10 protein-coding genes are annotated in these 17,737 nt (G+C 55.6%); 5 read left to right on the forward strand and 5 right to left on the reverse strand.

Translation table 11 applies throughout. The features are described from left to right. The first annotated feature begins 365 nt into the window (after positions 1–365). The 5 genes from secA (at position 366) to FRD01_RS17405 (ending at position 9,853) form a co-directional block, all read left to right on the forward strand. Positions 366–3,182, forward strand: a complete 2,817-nt coding sequence (gene secA, locus FRD01_RS17385) for a preprotein translocase subunit SecA (RefSeq protein WP_146961884.1) — start codon at positions 366–368, stop codon at positions 3,180–3,182. Continuing rightward, complete coding sequence (gene folB / locus FRD01_RS17390; protein WP_146961886.1) at positions 3,179–3,532, forward strand: dihydroneopterin aldolase; 354 nt, start codon at positions 3,179–3,181, stop codon at positions 3,530–3,532. The genes secA and folB overlap by 4 nt, the downstream gene beginning before the upstream one ends. A gap of 2 nt (positions 3,533–3,534) precedes the next feature. Beyond that, a complete protein-coding gene (locus FRD01_RS17395; protein ID WP_146961888.1) occupies positions 3,535–4,467 on the forward strand; it encodes a site-2 protease family protein in 933 nt (310 codons plus the stop codon). Positions 4,468–4,538: 71 nt separating this feature from the next. Then, complete coding sequence (locus tag FRD01_RS17400) at positions 4,539–6,107, forward strand: alginate export family protein (RefSeq protein ID WP_146961890.1); 1,569 nt, start codon at positions 4,539–4,541, stop codon at positions 6,105–6,107. Positions 6,108–6,115: 8 nt separating this feature from the next. Beyond that, complete coding sequence (locus FRD01_RS17405) at positions 6,116–9,853, forward strand: PA14 domain-containing protein (RefSeq protein WP_146961891.1); 3,738 nt, start codon at positions 6,116–6,118, stop codon at positions 9,851–9,853. A gap of 18 nt (positions 9,854–9,871) precedes the next feature. Here FRD01_RS17405 and FRD01_RS17410 read toward each other — a convergent pair whose 3' ends face one another. The 5 genes from FRD01_RS17410 to FRD01_RS17430 form a co-directional block, all read right to left on the reverse strand. Further along, positions 9,872–10,966, reverse strand: a complete 1,095-nt coding sequence (locus FRD01_RS17410; protein WP_146961893.1) for a FliM/FliN family flagellar motor switch protein — start codon at positions 10,964–10,966, stop codon at positions 9,872–9,874. Further along, positions 10,963–11,700 carry a flagellar hook-length control protein FliK gene (locus FRD01_RS17415; RefSeq protein ID WP_146961895.1) on the reverse strand — a complete coding sequence of 246 codons (738 nt, stop codon included), beginning with the start codon at positions 11,698–11,700 and terminating at the stop codon, positions 10,963–10,965. The genes FRD01_RS17410 and FRD01_RS17415 overlap by 4 nt, the downstream gene beginning before the upstream one ends. 68 nt (positions 11,701–11,768) lie before the next feature. After that, positions 11,769–11,966 (reverse strand): hypothetical protein, encoded by a 198-nt coding sequence (locus FRD01_RS17420; RefSeq protein ID WP_146961897.1) that lies wholly within the window; start codon positions 11,964–11,966, stop codon positions 11,769–11,771. Between the two features lie 11 nt (positions 11,967–11,977). Continuing rightward, positions 11,978–16,534, reverse strand: a complete 4,557-nt coding sequence (locus FRD01_RS17425) for an efflux RND transporter permease subunit (protein ID WP_146961899.1) — start codon at positions 16,532–16,534, stop codon at positions 11,978–11,980. After that, positions 16,531–17,661, reverse strand: a complete 1,131-nt coding sequence (locus FRD01_RS17430) for an efflux RND transporter periplasmic adaptor subunit (RefSeq protein ID WP_146961901.1) — start codon at positions 17,659–17,661, stop codon at positions 16,531–16,533. Before FRD01_RS17430 ends, FRD01_RS17425 begins: the two co-directional genes overlap by 4 nt. Positions 17,662–17,737: the final 76 nt, after the last annotated feature.

Consider the following 17,737-nt stretch of genomic DNA (forward strand, 5'->3'; position numbering starts at 1 on the left):
GACGATTTGCTCAGGTGTTGAGGATTTTTTTCACTTTTTCCCACAAGTTTTCCACAGCCCCTGTGGAATCCTCGGTTTGTCCGTTTTTTGTCACACAAATGTAACGGGCTGGGGTGTAGTCTATGTTTTTCAACGCCTTACGGGTTTTCTTGCTGCCTCGGATTATGGCAAGGCCGTGTAAAACATGAGGAAACATGCGCATCTGGGCAAAGCCTGTGAAAAAGATTGTGGAAAACTTTTTTGACCTAAATTTGCTCTGAATAGGGGATGTGAGTTGACGGAAGGGATTCGGTCCCTAATATTGCCCCACCTTTACGTGCGGGTACGTGCTATGTGTGCACGGGAAACTCATCGGGACCGATTCCATGCTTAAGATTGTTCAGAAGATTTTTGGTAGCTCTAATGACCGCTTTCTCGCGAAAGTACAACCCGATGTCCAGTACATCGCTTCATTGGAGCCTGAACTTCAGAAGCTAAGCGACGAGCAACTCCGGGCCAAAACCGCGGCGTTCAGGACAAAACTCGATAACGGCGCCAAGCTCGACGATATCCTCCACGAGGCATTCGCCGTGGTCCGTGAGGCCTCGCGCAGAACGCTGCTAATGCGCCATTACGATGTGCAGATGATCGGCGGCATGGTGCTCCATCAAGGCAAGATTGCCGAGATGAAGACCGGTGAAGGTAAGACCCTTGTGGCCACCTCTCCGCTTTACCTCAACGCCCTCGCCGGCAAAGGCGCGCACCTCGTGACGGTCAACGATTACCTCGCCAAACGCGATGCCGAGTGGATGGGAACCATCTACCGCTTCCTTGGGATGACCGTTGGTACCGTGATTGGGGATATGGACGAGTCGTCCAAAAAGCAGGCTTACGGCTCTGATATCACCTACGGAACGAATAATGAGTTCGGCTTCGATTATCTGCGCGATAATATGAAGTATGACCTCAACCAGTACGTTCAGCGCGACCCCTTCTTCGCTATTGTCGATGAGGTTGACTCCATTTTGATCGATGAGGCTAGAACGCCTCTGATCATCAGCGGTAGCGCCGGTCTCTCCACTGAGTTGCCGGTCAAGGTCAACCAGTTCATTCCGTCACTCAAGAAGGATGAGGACTATCTCGTGGACGAGGAGCATCGCTCCGTGTCGCTCACAGATATTGGCGTTGAGAAGATCGAAGAGAAGATGAACATTCCGAATCTCTACGATCCGAATAACGTCGAGTTGGTCCATGCCGTTGTAAAGGCGCTGCAGGCACATACCCTCTATAAGAAAGATGACCGCTATATCGTCAAAGAAGGCGAGGTCATTATTGTGGACGAGTTCACGGGTCGCCCGATGCCGGGCAGGCGTTGGTCTGACGGCCTCCACCAGGCAGTCGAGGCCAAAGAAGGCCTGAAAGTCCAAGATGAGAATCAAACGCTTGCGACCGTTACATTCCAGAACTACTTCCGAATGTACGACAAGCTCTCAGGCATGACCGGTACGGCTCTGACTGAGGCCGAAGAATTCCACAAAATCTACGAGCTCGGCGTGATTGCGGTGCCTACCAATCGCCCGATCCAGCGTATCGACGAAGAAGACGTGGTCTACCGAAGCTACCGCGAAAAGTTCAACGCCATCGTTGAGCAAATCGTGGAGTGCAACAAGATTGGCCAGCCTGTGCTCGTAGGTACCACCAGCGTTGAGAAGTCGGAGGCGATCTCGGCCGTGCTCAAGAAGCGTGGAATCGACCACAGTATCCTCAACGCTAAACAACATGGCAAAGAGGCAGGAATTGTGGCTCAGGCTGGTCGTTTTGGTCGCGTGACCATCGCCACCAACATGGCCGGTCGTGGTACGGATATCTTGCTCGGCGGAAGTCCTGAAGGACTCGCCGAAGAAGAAGCCGGCGCCCAAGATGTGCCGGTGGAAGCCTGGGGCGAGCAGAAAGTCGCGTACTATACCGAAGAGTACAAAGAGGCGCTGGCCAAGTACGAAGAGATTTGCGGAGAGGAGCGCGAAAAGGTGCTCGGTGCTGGCGGGTTGATGATTATTGGCACGGAGCGGCACGAATCGCGCCGAATCGACAACCAGCTTCGTGGTCGCGCTGGTCGCCAGGGTGACGTGGGACGAAGCCGTTTCTTCCTCTCCTTGGAGGACGACCTGCTCAGGCTTTTTGGTGCAGACCGAATCGCCAAGATCATGGATACCTTGAAGATGGAAGAGGGTGTGCCGATTGAGCACCCCATGGTCACGAAAAGCCTCGAAAACGCACAACGAAAAGTTGAAGGCCGTAACTTCGATATTCGCAAGAATATCCTCGAGTACGATGACGTGATGGACACCCAGCGTAAGTCCATCTACGCCCTGCGTAGGAACGTGCTCAAGGGCAAGGACGACAAGGGGCGTGGCGTTCGCGAAATGACACTCGACCTCTTCGAAGAGATTGCACTCGCGACCCTCGACTCGTACGCATCAAGGGCGCTCCGCCAAGACGAGTGGGACCTTGAAGGGCTTGAAGTGGCTTTGCGCGACGTGTTTGGCCTTGAGATGACCCTCGACACGACCATCGGAAGAGACGGGCTTGAGCGACAAGTCTGGAAAGAGATTCGAGCCATCTTCCAAGAGAAAGAGGACATGACGGCTGCTGTGGCCAAAACCCTAAACGAAAGAGCTCAGGCGCAGCAGGCTGAAGTGGATGCTGGCGGCGACTGGGCAGGGGAAGAGGTCAAAGAAGTGACCGGTCGCGAGATATTCGAAGAGCAGGTACAAAATCAGTTCCTCCGCTCTATCGACCGCTACTGGCGCCAGCACCTCCAGCAGATGGAACAGCTCCGTGACGGTGTCGGTATGCGTGGTTACGCGCAGAAAGACCCCAAGCAGGAGTACAAGAAAGAGGGCTACAACCTCTTCGTGGCTCTTCTGGCCAATATTAAGACCAGCGTGGTCCGCTTTGTGTCTCAATTCCAGATTGAGTCGCCCGCATCTCTTGCACCACCTCCGGCCCATAACGTGCCGAAGAAAATCGTTCTCAACCGTCAAGATTCGGAGACCGAAGCGGCCGAAGAGGCTCGTAAGTTCCGTCGAGAGCTTCCAAAAATCGGTCGAAACGATCCGTGTCCATGTGGCAGTGGTAAGAAGTACAAAAACTGCCATATGAACTCGGAGAAGTCGGAAGAGGATGAAGCTCAAGCCTCATGAAGGTCTTTGTTCAAAACCTCAAATGTCTGGCTAAACACGGCGTCTATGAAGAAGAGCGTATCGAAGGACGCGCCTTCGAAATCGACCTCGCTGCCTGGGTGCCCGATCCCTCTGAGCGAGACGCTCTGAGCGCCACTCTTGACTACCGGCAGCTCGCCCAAATCATCATGAAAGCCATGGAAGGACCGAGTGTTCATCTGGTGGAAACCCTCGCGGAAGACATCTTGCGGAATGTGTTTGAGATAGACTCTGTTTCAAAGGCTGAAGTGACGATTCGAAAGCGTGCCACTGGGGTTCCGGGAGAGCCGGAATTCGTGGGCGTTTCACTTGCGCAAGAGAGGAACTCCTAGACATGTTCTACGATCCAAGTGGTTGGAAGGTGGGCTCGCTTGCCGGCGTGGATATCTCGATATCTTTTGGCTACATTTTTCTCTTGATGTTCTACATCGTGATGAATGGGGTCAGGGCGGGGATTCTCTTTGCCGCTGCCGTGACGCTTTCGCTCCTCATCCACGAGATGGGACATGCGGTGGTCGCCAAGTACTACAAGCTACGCCCCTCGGTCTTGCTACACGGCTTTGGAGGGCTTTGTTTTCACGATGTGGCGAAATCCGACCGAGACGATGCGCTGATCGTGCTCGCTGGCCCCATCATCGAGATCATCTTCGGCGCGCTAGCATTTGCACTTCTGGCCGTTGTTCCCTTGACCGGCGCACTCAACCAGTTTGTCTACCTCTTTGGGTTTGTGAGTATCTTCTGGGGCGCCATCAATCTCTTCCTTCCTCTTTGGCCATTGGACGGGGGAAAGCTCTTGAATCTGATCATGCGACGATTCACGAACGACGCCCGCGCACAAGATCTTTCGCTCAAAGTCAGCGTTACCGTGGCCATCCCGATCGGGGTTCTGGCCCTGATCAACGGTCAGTTCTTCATCACGCTTCTGATCTTTTTCATCATTCTGGACAATATCAACACCCTCAAGAGTGGTGCCGATATCGTGGGAAGGCGCTCCACGCCTAAGGTTTCGAGCTTTGCCAAAGAATTGCTCGCGAACGCCGAGAAGGCCCTGGAAGAAGGGGATTTCCGTGAGGCGTACCGCACTTGCCATCAGATTCGCTCAAATGGAGACGTACTTAGCGATTCCATGCAGACCCGAATTTGGGAAATTTTGGCGCTCACGGCCTACCAACTCGAAGAGTATGAAGAGGCTGAAGGTTGGCTCAAACGCGCTCCGAATTCCTCGGCGCTAAAAGAAGTGCGTTTGCAGCTCGAATCTAGGGCTTGATTCACTTGCTTATAGAGGGGGGATGGGCAATAGTCGGCCCCACAATCTTTTAGAAGAATCGTGGGATGCCTATGAATTCCAAATTTATGATGAGCGCGTTTTGCGCATTGGTTGGCCTTCCGCTCTCCCTGAGCGCACAAGGCCTTGCGACCTCGGACCGTGTCACGACTGCGCCCGTGGAAAACCCTGAGTTCTTCGAGCTCGACGCGAACTACTCGTTCTTTGTGCAGAACGGCGATCTGCCCGGTTTTTCCGCGAGTGACGAGTCCAGTGCATTCTCGCTCTATCAGAGGGCTAGAGTGGGTGGCGCTCTCAACTGGAGCACCCTCAAACTCAAAGTGGAACTCGATGGTGTGACCGGTAAACTCTACGGGGACGATATCCCAGAAGTTCCTGAGCTGGTCAGGACCCAAGCACGCCAGTTTACCAATCTGGACGAGAATTGGGTGGATCCTAGAGAGATCTACGTCACATGGAGTCCGGGACTCGCGGAAGTTCGACTGGGCCTGATGACCAGCGATTTTGGCCTTGGCCTCGTTGCCGACGATGGCCGAGACGAAGACTGGAAGCTCTTCAATAATAAGTGGGGCGGCGATCGCGGCGTGAGGCTCCTGGTGGCTACCAAGCCACTCGCGGCCTTTGCGACTTCGAGAACCATGAAGAATGTCTACCTCGGCCTCGGCGCGGATGTGGTCTTCCAAGATGATAACGCCAATTTCATCGATGGTGACCGTGCGCTGCAATTCATCGGGACCATTTTTTACCGAGATACAAATCCCGCAAACCACGATGATACCGAGTTCCTCGGCGTGTACGCGGCGTATCGTCAGCAGACTGACCGTGAAGTGCGCGACGTCACCCCTGAAGACGAGCTCAACGTGCTCGCCCTTGATATCTCGGGGTCAAAGTCTTGGACGGCGGACGACCTCTGGATTAGCCTTGGCGCCGAAGCGGCACTACTTTCCGGCGACACCACAAGGACGTACACACAATCGGGTGAAACCAGCACGAGTTTGCTCGCGCTCGGTGCCGCAGCTGAGGCGCAACTCACATGGAAGCCAGCAAACGTTTCGTTGAAGATGCTCTCCGGCTATGCGTCCGGCGATGCCAACCTCGATGACGACACCGTCTACAGATTCCGCTTCGACCCCAACTACAAAGTGGGTCTGGTCCTCTTCGACCAGTATATCCCAGCTGTGACGCGTGAGTCTTACGAGCGAGTCACCGACCCGACGCGCTCGGGAGAACCCCAGCGTGGTGTCTTTGGTTTGGTCAATGATGGTGCCATTGAAAACGCGGTCTACCTAAACCCGCAGCTCCTCTTTGGACGCCCAAACGGGTTGATGACCGGCGTGGGCCTGCTCTGGGCGTGGTCTGCCGAGCCCTTCTACGATCCATATTCGACCTTCGCGAGCGGCGGTACGCCAACCGGTATCAACGGGCGTTCCGAGGCGACCCGTGACCTTGGACTCGAGGTCGATGTGGCGGCCCAGTACAGGTACAAGATCGTATCTGACCTGACTCTAGACCTCAAAGCCGAGTACGGAATCTTCTTCCCGGGTACAGCTTTTGACGACGCGCAGGGCAATTCCGCAGCTGCACAGAGTCTGGTCCGCGCACGCGTCGGCCTCTCGTGGTGAGGTACTCTATGAATAAGCGACTTCTCCTTGCGTTCCCGCTCATTGCTTTTGGTTGTCTTGAGACGAATGAGACCGCCAAAGGCTTGCGTGTGGCCGCCGATAACGGTGGCTCCCAGGTTGTTTTCGACGTTGATGCACGGCCACTTCCGGAAATCCCTTTCCCGAACGATGTCGCGATGATCGTTGACCCGAGCATGCCTACAGGCCTGCGACTCAACGTTTCCATGATCGCTCCAACCGAGCTCGAGTCTGAGATCCGCGGAAAGGCGAATAAGCTCGATGGTTTCGGCACTTTCGGCCCGATTACCGTGGAGTTCACGCGTCCACTCAATCTCCAAAATATCATCGATCGGCATCGCGAGCCCGCACCGGATCTGACCAATGACGCGGTCTATCTCGTGAACGTGGACCCCGATAGCCCCGAGTTTGGGCGATTCGAAGTGCTCGACCTCGGTTCCGGAAACTATCCGGTGACCATGAAGAACCCCGCCAAATACTTCGATTTTGATAATCGAGTCATGGGGTCCAACCTCGTGTTCGAGTCCGTGCAAGAGGTGGATTCGAATGGCAATGGAGTGCTCGATCCTATTGAGGATACTGACGATGACGGCGTTTGGGATACCCCAAATGTTCTGAGCGCCGGTGGAGATCCTCTTGAGCCGGGACAAATGCTCGAGTTCTATGAGCGCGAGACCAACACGCTCATCATCCGAACCCTGGATGTATTGAGACCCGCAACCCGCTACGCCGTGGTCTTAACCTCGGCGCTCCTCGACGAAGATGGCAATCCCATCAATTCGCCGTTTAAGTACATCAATCACACACGCCAAACCTCGGATCTAGAGCCTTTGCGCCAGATCCTGCCCGAGGCGTTTCCAGGGCGATTTGATAAGAACTTGGAGCATGTTCGCTTCGCGTGGACGTTTACCACTCAGTCCTCGACGCGCGAGCTCGAGGCTATTCGAGCCGGACTCTATGGTCATGGCCCGCTCTCGTGGCTCACTGAGGACTTCCCGGCCGAGATGAATATCATTCACACGATGCGCGCCGAGCCTGAAGAAGGTGAGTCGAAGCTCGTTACCAAGATCCCGAGAATCGCCATTCAGGCGATCATTGAGGCGCTCGCGGACGACCTCTCTCCGGAAGGAAAAGAGGCGATGATCTCCTCGTTTGATAACGTGGATTATTTCATCTCCGGCAGCATGGTGACCCCGTATTTCCTGGTGGACCGTGACGGACTCTGGGGAACCCCGGATGAAATCGCTGAGCGCCGCAACATGTTCGATGACGACGAATCCTTTGATATCGACGTCAACAACGGGCGGGCCGCGGTCGGCAAAGACCTCCTGAGTTTTTGGTGTTCGATCCCCAAAGAAACAGAAGCCCGAAAGCCTCCGTTCCCCGTGGTGATCTACGGTCACGGATACGGGTCCGCACGCGTGGAAATGCTTGGGTTTGCAAGTGCGGCAGCGCGCCTCGGTATAGCCTCGTGCGGCCTAGATGCTGCCGGGCACGGCCTTATCCTGCCTGACGATATCAAGAACGACCCGTTGATCCCTCTGGTTTTGCGCAACACGAACCTCGAGAACTTGATCCCCGTGCTCGAGCATAACCGTGCTCGTGACCTTAACAATGACGGTGAGCGCGATTCCGGAGGCGACTTCTGGACCGCTGACATCTTCCATACACGAGACATCTTGCGCCAAACGGTGGTCGACCACATGCACTTCGCTCGCATGTTGCGCTCTTGGGACGGTGAGAAGAGATTCCCGGCCGAGCCGGATACCAACGACGCCTTCGTACGCGCTGCAGGTTCGATTGTCGCGGGCTTTGATGCCGATGGTGATGGCCAGCCCGAAATCGCCGGTGACTTTAACGGCGATGGCATCGTAGACCTCGGCGGCGAACAACCCGCGTATATCTGGGGGCAATCGCTTGGCGGAATCGTTGCGCCTATCGCAGCCGGCGCCGATCCTGCGTTCCGTGCCACGGCACCCGTCGCGGGCGGCGGTGGCTTGCTCGATATCGGATACCGCTCATCACAAACAGGGGTACCCGAGGCGGTCATTCTTCCAGTGCTTGGGCCCGGCCTCATCGGTCGGCCACAGCTCCACTGGGACGACGAAGCAGGCTGGACTCCAAGCGGCACCATCGATCTCGAGTGGCTCGTAACGTCCGCAAACCGAGCGCAATACATCCGATTTGCCACCCTGAATGGCATGGAAAACGGTGACCGAGTTATCCTCAGAAACCTGCGCCGCGAGGAGCGGCCGGAACTCGTCGAAGCCAACAAACTTCGCTCGTACACGGTTGTTCGAGATGGGTCGTTCAGGACCTCGATTGCTACTTCAGCGATCAGCGCCACAGAACGCCGATTGCGCCTTGGTTTCGATGTTCATTTGGATGCAACTGACCTCTACAAGAGGCAAGGGGAGCCGGAAGCTGGCCTGCGTGCTGAGTACTTCAGGCGCCGTGACGGCCGCGTCTATCCTGATGAACCCGTGATCGTGTCCGACCTAAATCAGGACTTTTCCGGAGAGCTGCCGGTTGAGGGCGCACGTCCATCAAGCTTTGGCGCGCGATTTGAGGGTATCTTGAGTGGGTCTGGTGAATACGATGTCCGAATCGAAGCCGCGGGCCGCGCTGAGCTCTTCGTGAATGGCGAACGCGTGATCAGAACCTCTGGAGGGCAGGGCTCAGAAGATATCGAGATCGACGAACACGCCCATATTCGTCTGGAGTACTTTTCAGAAGGCGCGCCAGGAGCGCTTAAAGTCTATTGGACACCTGATGGTGGTGCCGAGAGTTTGATTCCGGCAGACGCGTTTTCCACCCATCTTCCGCTCACACCTCAAGAGCTCGAAGAGTTGGAAAAGCGCACCATTACGTCTCTTGGAACAGACGCTCGGTCGTTTGGAGATCCAATCGTGATCGAGGTTTATGGCGCAGATGGACGGCTTAAGCAGACCATCGATACCTTCGAGAGAGATACGATTTTCGAGAACATTCTCTACCCTGCAGGCTCCCCTCTGGCGGCGCTTCGAGACGGGTATGGCATGAAGCGACAAACACCAGATTTCAGGCGGTTTCTTGGCCTCGCACAGCATCTCGTGGACGCAGCTGATCCGGCGGTTTGGGCGCGAACCTTCCATCGCACGCCGCTCAGCTTCCCCTACGAGACCAACCCCGAGTATCAGACCGGCGAAACCAACGCGCTCTACGTGCCGACAGCGGGCGACTCGTCCGTCCCTGTATCCACGGGCTACGCCATGGCACGCGCCGGAGGGGTCTTGAACTATCAGCAAACTGATGCGCGATATGGAAAGACGCCAAACCAGTACTTGATCGATAATTTCGTCTTTGAAGGTGTGCACTGGTTGGATCGTTTCGCCACGCATCCTCGCACTCTTTTTGACCACGACGACTTGGATAATGGGCTCTTCGTGAGTAACCGTTGGGAAGAGCGTGAGTTCAACGTGAATGTTGACGCTGAGAAGCCGCTGAGAGCTACGGTGAACACTTCTAGAGGTGTTAGCGCCCTACGAGTCCCCTACTTGAACGAAGAGGGTGAGCATGGCTTCTACTTGCCCGATCCGAACCGTCCCTTTGATATCGACGCATTCATGGCGAATCAAATCGCGCTCTACTTTGCGTACAAAGGTGAGCAGATTTCAGATGACCCGTGTTTGGCCACCTTCGACCTTTCAGCATGTGATTGGTACAGCGACGCGTGGTCGGCAGACTGAGGCTTAACGGCCTGAGGCCTAACGGCCTTTTGAGATGATTCGGACGCCCACGCGCCCCTCAACGTTGACAAGCTCTCCGCGGCCGAAGACTTGGTCGTTCACGAGGAGTTCCACGGGCTCACCCATCAATCGATCGAGCTCAATGATTGACCCGGCTCCAAGCCGAGCGAGTTCGTCCACATTTAGGCTTACTCGCCCCATCAATACATCGACTTGGACCGCTGAGAGATTTAGTGCAGCGGTCTTTTCGGGGTCACTCATCTCAAACTCCTGAATCGAGATCGGGTCATTCACCTCGGCCACCCAAACCTTCTCATCATCCCTTTCTTCCTCTCTTAGAGTCATAGCCAGATCGCCGCGGTCTAGGCGGAGTCGAAGAGGCCAGGGAAGCTCAAGCGGCAGCTCTTGTTGAAGGAAAAGAATATCACCGACTTCGAGTTGGTGGAACTCCACTTCTTTCAGGGTCTGGCTGCCCAACCACAGCTTGGCGCGGCAGACGAGGTTCGGAAGTTTTCGACCCCATTCCACAGGCTTGCGTCTGAACCGAAACTCGTTCCAAAACAAGGAGTCAGCCAAGATCCTAAAGAGGCCGTCGCCCCACTCCGCGCTCACGATCCAGGTAAAAGTCAGGCTATCAGCACGTTTCCGGACGTGCTCCACCAGGCTTGGATGTGGGGGCGAAGAATCCACTTCAATGGGCCCAAGCCCGAGGTTTTTCAATCCCCGAAGAAGCTTCAATAAGATGTAGAGCGCGCCCGAGAAGTCAGCCACGGTGTTTCTCGCCATCTCAATATTTCGAGTCTCCTCCATCTTGAGCCTGCGCATCAGAGATTGAACCGTCTGCGCTTCGAGAATGATGTAGGCCTTGTTTTGTTTCGGGGTTCGAATCTGCACCACAAATGTCTGAGGCGTAATCTCGGTCTTCTCACTCGGCTCGATTCCTTCAAAGTCCACGCGAAGCCTTCCGAGATTGTCCTCCAATTCCTCGGCGAGGCTTTCCAGATTAGCGCCCATATCGGTGATGTCCACGTTCGCGATCAACTCGTTGACGATTCGCATGAAAGGGCGTTGTACCTGCTCGAGCTCTTCAAATGGAAATGGTCTGACTCTCATTGCGCCACCTCAATCTTGGAGAAGTTGACCCCGTTTTCTTTCGCCTTTGCCTGTAGGTCGGAACGGGAGAGCATGAGGAGCGACTTGAGCTCAGGGTTGTCGGCTCGCATCCTCAACTCGATCCCGTCCTCCTTCTTCCAGAGGCGCACACGAACATTGCCTCGGCCCGGACACTCCACGTCCATCATCAGGACCTTCCGACCTTTGGAATCCTCTCCCATCTGCCCGGACGTCACCATAGTCTCGATCAAGCGCTCCACCACTTCGTGTTTGGCTTGTGGGCTCGCCGCGGCCTCGACCACTGGCGCTTGAATCGACCCGGCACTCATCTGCGGTTGCAGGCCCATCGCAACGGCCTCGTCTGGCGAGAGTTCGGCGGCAAATTCGGACTTCGAGTCCACCTCTTCTTGGAATTGGACCCCCTCTTCGGACTTCGGCAAATCGGTGCCTTCATTGACCTTGGAGAAACCGACCTCAGCGTCCTCCGAGGGGGAGTCTAAACTCTTTTCACTCTTTAACTGGCCTGATTCTTCCTTTAACAGGCCTGATTCTTCATCGGTTTTTCGCGCCTCTCCAAGCTCAAGCTTCGGGTCCTTCTTCGCTTGAAGTTCCTCCTTGCCTGACTTGGACTCGAGGGCTTCCTTAAAGCTCTTCTTGGGTTCGGCCTTAGCCGCTTCCTTTCGAAGACGCTGAACATCCTGAACGTCCTTTCCACTGATTTTTGAGATGGACATCGACTCACCTGGAAAAAAAGGCCTCCTATATATTTTCGGCCACTTTTCTCAGGTGTTGCGAAAAAAGTTCATTTTTTATATCCGCACGCCTTACATTCTCGGTCCGGCAACATCAAAAACACCCCGTAAACTGAGAGGATAAAGCTTGCGCTGAACGTGATCAAAAAGAGCACGACTCCAATCACGACCAGCGAAAAACCGATCACGATTCGCCAGATGGGCGCGCGGGTGGGGAGTTCGGTTTTACAACGGGGGCAGGAATTCAAGTGGTCTCCGGCTATTCGCCGGCTAGGTTGCGCAATCGCTCAACGGCCAGCTCAACAGCGAGTGTGTCCTGTAGCAAAGCCAGACGGGCAAGTGCAACCTGATCATCCGCATTGATGACGTCGAGCTGGGTTGCAGCGCCGTATTGATACGCAATCTGAGCTTGTTTCTGGGCGGTCTCGGCGAGCTCCACCTGAGTCTTTCCGCTCTCCATCTGGGTAAGGCTCGAGAGGTAATCAGCCCACGCCGTCTCAATCTCGGCCTGGATGCCAGACTGCAGCTTTTGCTCGTTCAATCGTGCGGCGATCAATTCGGCTTCGACTTTATCGACTTCACCCTCTCGAAAACCACCGTCCCAGATCGTCCAATTTGCGCCGAACGTCAGTACCCATCTCGGATCCGAGGGGCTCAATGCGGTCCCCTTTTGCCCGGCGTAGGTGAAGGTCGCCGAGAGTGTCGGCAAGTAATTCAGGTACATCTCGGTCTTTCGGAGCTCGCTAAACTCGATATTTTTCTCGGCCTCACGCACATCACTGCGCGTCTTGGACTCGTTTCGAATCTTCTCAATGTCCACATCCGTGGACACCTTCGTCTCAATCACGTCAAAGTCCGCTGGAGTCTGCAGAAGGTCCGCGAGCCCGGTCCGCACGTTGGAAAAGTTGAGTTTTGCGCTCTCTACGGCTTTCTGGGCCTGCACCACCTGAAGTTCAGCTCTGGTCACCTCAAAATCCGTTGCAGTCCCGGCGTTCTTACGCGCTCGGGTCGCCTGAAGCAGGGTCTCGGCTGAGATGAGCTGTTCTTTGGAGATTTCCAGCACGCGCCGCGTTGTCAGCAATCCGTAGTAGGATTGGATCACACCCAGCTCAAGTTGGCGTGTCAGGGACTCCACAGATAGGTCTACAAGCTCTTCTTGGAGGTAGGCTTGGCGGAGCAGCGAAAGCGCTCGGAAATTGGCTCTCAGGCTCGCTGAGACGCTCCAGTTCCAAGTCGTCTTAGGCTGGATGACGATCGGTTCGGGCTCCATGCCAGGTGGAAGTAAATCACCACCACCAAAATCAGCCACAACTTCTTCTTGGTTAACAGAGTAATTCGCTCCGGCACTGAAGGTCGGAATCACCGTGGACCAGGCCTGCCGAACCAACGCATCAGCCACCTTGTACTGAGTTTGCAGCGTCTTGATGTCCAGCGACTGCGTCTTGAGCAGCTTGCGGGCGTCGTCCAAGCTCAGCGAACGAGTCGCCTCGATATCGAACTCCGAGAGGTCTCGTTGCCCCTCGAAAATATTGCTGGATTCGATGTCCTCCGGCGTGGTGAAGAGCTTTTGCTCAAGCGGAGCTTCAGTGGGCTCAGCGCCAGCTTCCTGCGCCTGCAAGGCGATAGGGGAAAGCGCCACAATGAAGAGAATCGCCGCAGAAACGCTGCCTTTGAAGATCATCTTGCGGACCTTCTCCGAGGTGGACTCGAAGAGGTCGTACATCACTGGCACCACGATGAGCGTCAGCAGCGTAGACACGGCGAGTCCGAACGAAACCACCCATGCCATTGGGCCCCAGGTTTCAACCGAGCGCCCGCCGAAGACAACCTGTGCATTGACGAAGTCGAGGCTGATGCCGACCACCAAGGGTAGCAGGCCGAGCACGGTCGTCGTTGCGGTCAAGAGGACCGGACGCATACGAACCATTCCGGCCGTCATCGCGGCTTCGCGTATGCTCATGCCTCGTTCGCGCAGCTGATTTGCGAAGTCGATGAGCACGATACCATTGTTCACCGCCACACCGGCGAGGCTGATCACACCAATGCCGGTCATGATGATGCCAAAGGGCAGCTGCCCGACCACCAGCGCCATGAAGACGCCGATCAAGCTCATGATCACGCTACCCATGATGATTAAGGGTTGGAGCAGCGAGTTGAACTGGGTCACCAAGATGAGCACGATGAGGAACAATGCCGCAAGGAGTGCGCGCCCAAGGAACTCGCCAGCCTCCTGCTGGTCCTCGTTCTCGCCGGTATATCGAATGCTATAGCCAGGTGGAATCTTGAGCTCCTCAAGCCGAGTCTGGGCTTCCTTAAGGAGGTTCGCAGGGAGGTAGCCAGACGCGGCATTGGCCGTCACGGTCACCACGCGATCCTGGTCCTTTCGTCGAATCGAGCCCGCTCCGCCTTTGACCTCAAAGCTCGCCACTTCGGTGATCGGAATGTGGAAGTGGTCGTTGTTGACGATATAGAGGCTCGAGAGATCCTCGATACTTTGGCGTTTGTCGTCCGGAAGTTTGACGGTGATATCGTATTCCTCGTCGCCTTCTCGGTAGACTGTGGCTTCCGTACCATTGATGGCCGTACGAACGGTTTGTGAAACTAATCGGGTATCAACGCCCGCAACCGCAGCACGGGCGCGGTCAACCACCACGTGGACTTCAGGGCGCGAGAGTTCCGCGTCGTCTTGGAGGTCGATGATACCGGGGATGGTCTTGAGAATCTCGCGAATATCCCTTGCGACCGTTGCCATCACAGCAAGGTCATCTCCAACGATCTCGATATTCACAGGCGCACCCGCAGGCGGGCCCATCGACTCGGTTTTGAGCACCACAGACGCACCTGGTACGTTGGCGTAGATCGCACGCAGCTTATTCATGAAGACGTCTGGGTGCATGGGCTGGTCTTCAACGTCCACGAGGTCAACCGAGATACGAGCGTAATGGTCGGCGTTGCCGCCAGCTGCCATACCTCCGCCTCCGCCTTTGACGCCGATATCTGCGATCCATGCCTCGATGAGCTCGGGCTCGGTTCTGATCGGCTCTTCGATGCCGAGCGCCATCAAGCTGGTCTCGTCGATTCGAGTTCCGTCCGGAAGTTCTATATTGATCTCGAACTTCTCAGGCGTTGTCTTGGGGAAGAATTCCACGCCGAGCTGTGCCATGCCGAAGATTGCCATGGAGCCGAAGAGGGCTACTACAGATGTAGCGATCACCACGATTCGGTGATTGAGCGCCCACTCAAGGCTCGCGCGATAGACCCGGTAAATCCGATTGTCTGGAAGCTGGAATTCGTCCACCTCCTCACCGGGATTGACCTTCAGGAGAGTTGCACAGACTGTTGGATTGATCACAAGGGCCACGAAGAGCGAGGAAACAAGGGTGATGATGATGGTTCGCGGAAGATATCCCATGAACTCGCCCATCACGCCTGGCCAGAATAGCATCGGGAAGAACGCGCCCACCGTAGTCGCGGTGGAGGAAATCACAGCCCAGCCCACCTCTTTGGTGCCATCCATCGCTGCAGTGACGCGATCTTTGCCCTCGGACGCGTGACGGTAGATATTTTCTACGATCACGATCGCATTATCCACGAGCATGCCAAGCGCAAGCACAAGGCTGAAAAGAACCACCATGTTCAACGTGTAGCCAAGCGCGCTGATCACCATGAAGCTGATAAGCATGGAGAGTGGCACGCTGATGGCCACGAAGAACGCGTTTCGCGCGCCGCCCATGAAGAAGAAGAGGGTCGCCAGCACGAGGATTAGGCCGGAGATGATATTGTTCTCGAGGTCATGAACCTGAGCCAGAATCATCACCGACATGTCGTTCAAGACCTTGATGTTGACGCCCGCAGGGATGCGCGCTTCGTAGGTTTTGAGCAGTTCCTTAACGTCATCAGCGATATCGATGATGTTCTCGCCAGAGCGCTTCATCACTGAAAGAGAGACGTTATTCGACGTGAACTCAACCCGCTCTTCACCGCGCTCGTCCCACGAAGTGAGTCGTGAGTAAGTCTTCGGATCTTTGAATGTATCTTCGACTTCGGCGATATCGCGCAGGTACACCGGATTTCCGCCCGGCGCCTTGATGACGATATCCTCGATCATCTGCACGTTCTCAAACTCACCGGGCACACGGACCGTGTACTTCATCGGGCCAACATCGATCGCTCCGCCTGGTAGGTTGATGTTCTCAGCCTGAATCTTGTTGATTACATCGTTGAGAGAGACCTTGTGATAAGTGAGCTTCTCGGGGTCAACGAGCACCTGGATCTCGCGCTCTACACCACCAGCGAGGTCCACACGCAGTACGCCGTTGATCTTTTCGATATCGTCTTGGATGTCCTCGGCCAACTCCTTAAGACGAAGCGGGTCCATATCCCCGGCCACGTTGACGATCATGATCGGCCAATCGCTCGAGTTGATCTCGATGACTTCGGGATCCTCGGCATCCGGCGGAAGATCTGGCTTGGCTTTGTCGAGACGGTCTCGTATTCGTTGGAGCGCGTCTTCAATATTGATCGACGGCTCGAACTCGAGCGTGATCAAAGACACACTTTCCGCGGAGGTCGAGTTCATCCTCTTAAGCCCCGTGAGGCCCTTGAATTCTTTCTCCACTGGAATGGTGATCAACGTCTCGATATCGGCAGGGGACACGCCAAAGTAGGCTGTGCTGACGATCACCACTGGAATCGCAACCTCAGGCGCAGCCTCACGCGGTAAGCCTTGATACGAAATCATACCCCCGATGAAGAGGATGAAGATCAAGACCCAGACCGAAGTGGAGTGGGAAATTGAGAAGTTCGTAACCTTCATAGCGCGCCTCTATCGGCCTCTGCAGCGTCTTCGACAACCTGAGCCTTTCCGCTCGGCGCCACTTCGGCCGCATTTGAATCCTTGACCTCTTTGACCGACCTGATTTTGGTCCCGTCTGCGAGGCTTCGGTGTCCTTTCACAATCAAACGTTCGTTGGGTTTAAGGCCTTCTTCAACTACGACAATCGAGCCCTTTGCTGGCCCGAGCTTGACAACGCGGAGCACGGCTTTACCCTCATCTCCCTCTCCGTCAAAAATCATGGCCTCGGGGCGCTCAAATCCTTCGAGAATAGCCTCGCGTGGGACCACCACTACTTCGCCATAGTCCTTTCGAGGAACCACAACCCGTGCCCGCATTCCCGGGAGAATCGAGTGGTCAGCGTTGGCCACGTGAATCTCAACGGGGAAGGTTCGTGTGTTGGCGGTCGCGAGGATGGCGCGCTTCTTCACCTTACCTTCCACGTATTTCTCAAGGGCCGGAATCCACACTTGGACATCCGTTCCTTCCGTGACGAAGCGCACGTCGCTCTCGGCCACGTTGGCGATCACTTTTACCGTGTCAAAATCGACGATATGGGCGAGCGGCGAGCCGGGATTAACGTACTCGCCCTGCTCGGTCATCTTCTGCGCCACAACACCGTCGATGGGGCTTCTCACATTGGTCTTGCCCATGCCGACTCGGGCCTGCTTGATGTTCAAGCGAGCGCCGTCAACTGAGCTCTGGGCCTGATCGAGTTGCTGTGGAGTCGCAAGGCCCTGGCCCGCGAGCTGCTTTGTGCGTTGAAACTCACGCTCTGCGCTCTCGAGCTGGCTTTCCAGCAGGGCGATTCGCGCGGAATCCACTTGAGAATCCACACGCAGAAGCATGGCGCCTTTCTTGACGCGTTCGCCTTCTTCAAACGGGGCCGAGAGCACACGCCCGGGCGCTTCCGCCGCAACGTGCACCTCGTGAATGGGCTCCACCACACCGGAGACATCGACCATGTCGACAAAGGCTCGTGTACTCACCTTCATGGTCTCCACCGGAACGGCGGGTACGACCACCTCGGCCTTCGCCTCCTCTGGTGGCTTGCAGCCAGCACTGAGTCCCATCCCAATCAACACAACAAAAATCCATTTTTTCGACATGAGCCTTCTCCAATGGTTGGCCGCTTCGTAGATGTGAGGTTGATGCGACAAACGAAACACAGTTTCAAGCTTTTTT

The organism is Microvenator marinus (assembly GCF_007993755.1).
GTDB lineage: Bacteria > Myxococcota_A > Bradymonadia > Bradymonadales > Bradymonadaceae > Allomicrovenator > Allomicrovenator marinus.

Excerpts from the sequence above, each read along its gene's own strand:
- secA (WP_146961884.1), top strand. The coding sequence starts at position 366 with ATGCTTAAGATTGTTCAGAAGATTTTTGGTAGCTCTAATGACCGCTTT.
- folB (WP_146961886.1), top strand. The coding sequence starts at position 3,179 with ATGAAGGTCTTTGTTCAAAACCTCAAATGTCTGGCTAAACACGGCGTC.
- FRD01_RS17395 (WP_146961888.1), top strand. The coding sequence starts at position 3,535 with ATGTTCTACGATCCAAGTGGTTGGAAGGTGGGCTCGCTTGCCGGCGTG.
- FRD01_RS17400 (WP_146961890.1), top strand. The coding sequence starts at position 4,539 with ATGAATTCCAAATTTATGATGAGCGCGTTTTGCGCATTGGTTGGCCTT.
- FRD01_RS17405 (WP_146961891.1), top strand. The coding sequence starts at position 6,116 with ATGAATAAGCGACTTCTCCTTGCGTTCCCGCTCATTGCTTTTGGTTGT.
- FRD01_RS17410 (WP_146961893.1), bottom strand. The coding sequence starts at position 10,966 with ATGAGAGTCAGACCATTTCCATTTGAAGAGCTCGAGCAGGTACAACGC.
- FRD01_RS17415 (WP_146961895.1), bottom strand. The coding sequence starts at position 11,700 with ATGTCCATCTCAAAAATCAGTGGAAAGGACGTTCAGGATGTTCAGCGT.
- FRD01_RS17425 (WP_146961899.1), bottom strand. The coding sequence starts at position 16,534 with ATGAAGGTTACGAACTTCTCAATTTCCCACTCCACTTCGGTCTGGGTC.
- FRD01_RS17430 (WP_146961901.1), bottom strand. The coding sequence starts at position 17,661 with ATGTCGAAAAAATGGATTTTTGTTGTGTTGATTGGGATGGGACTCAGT.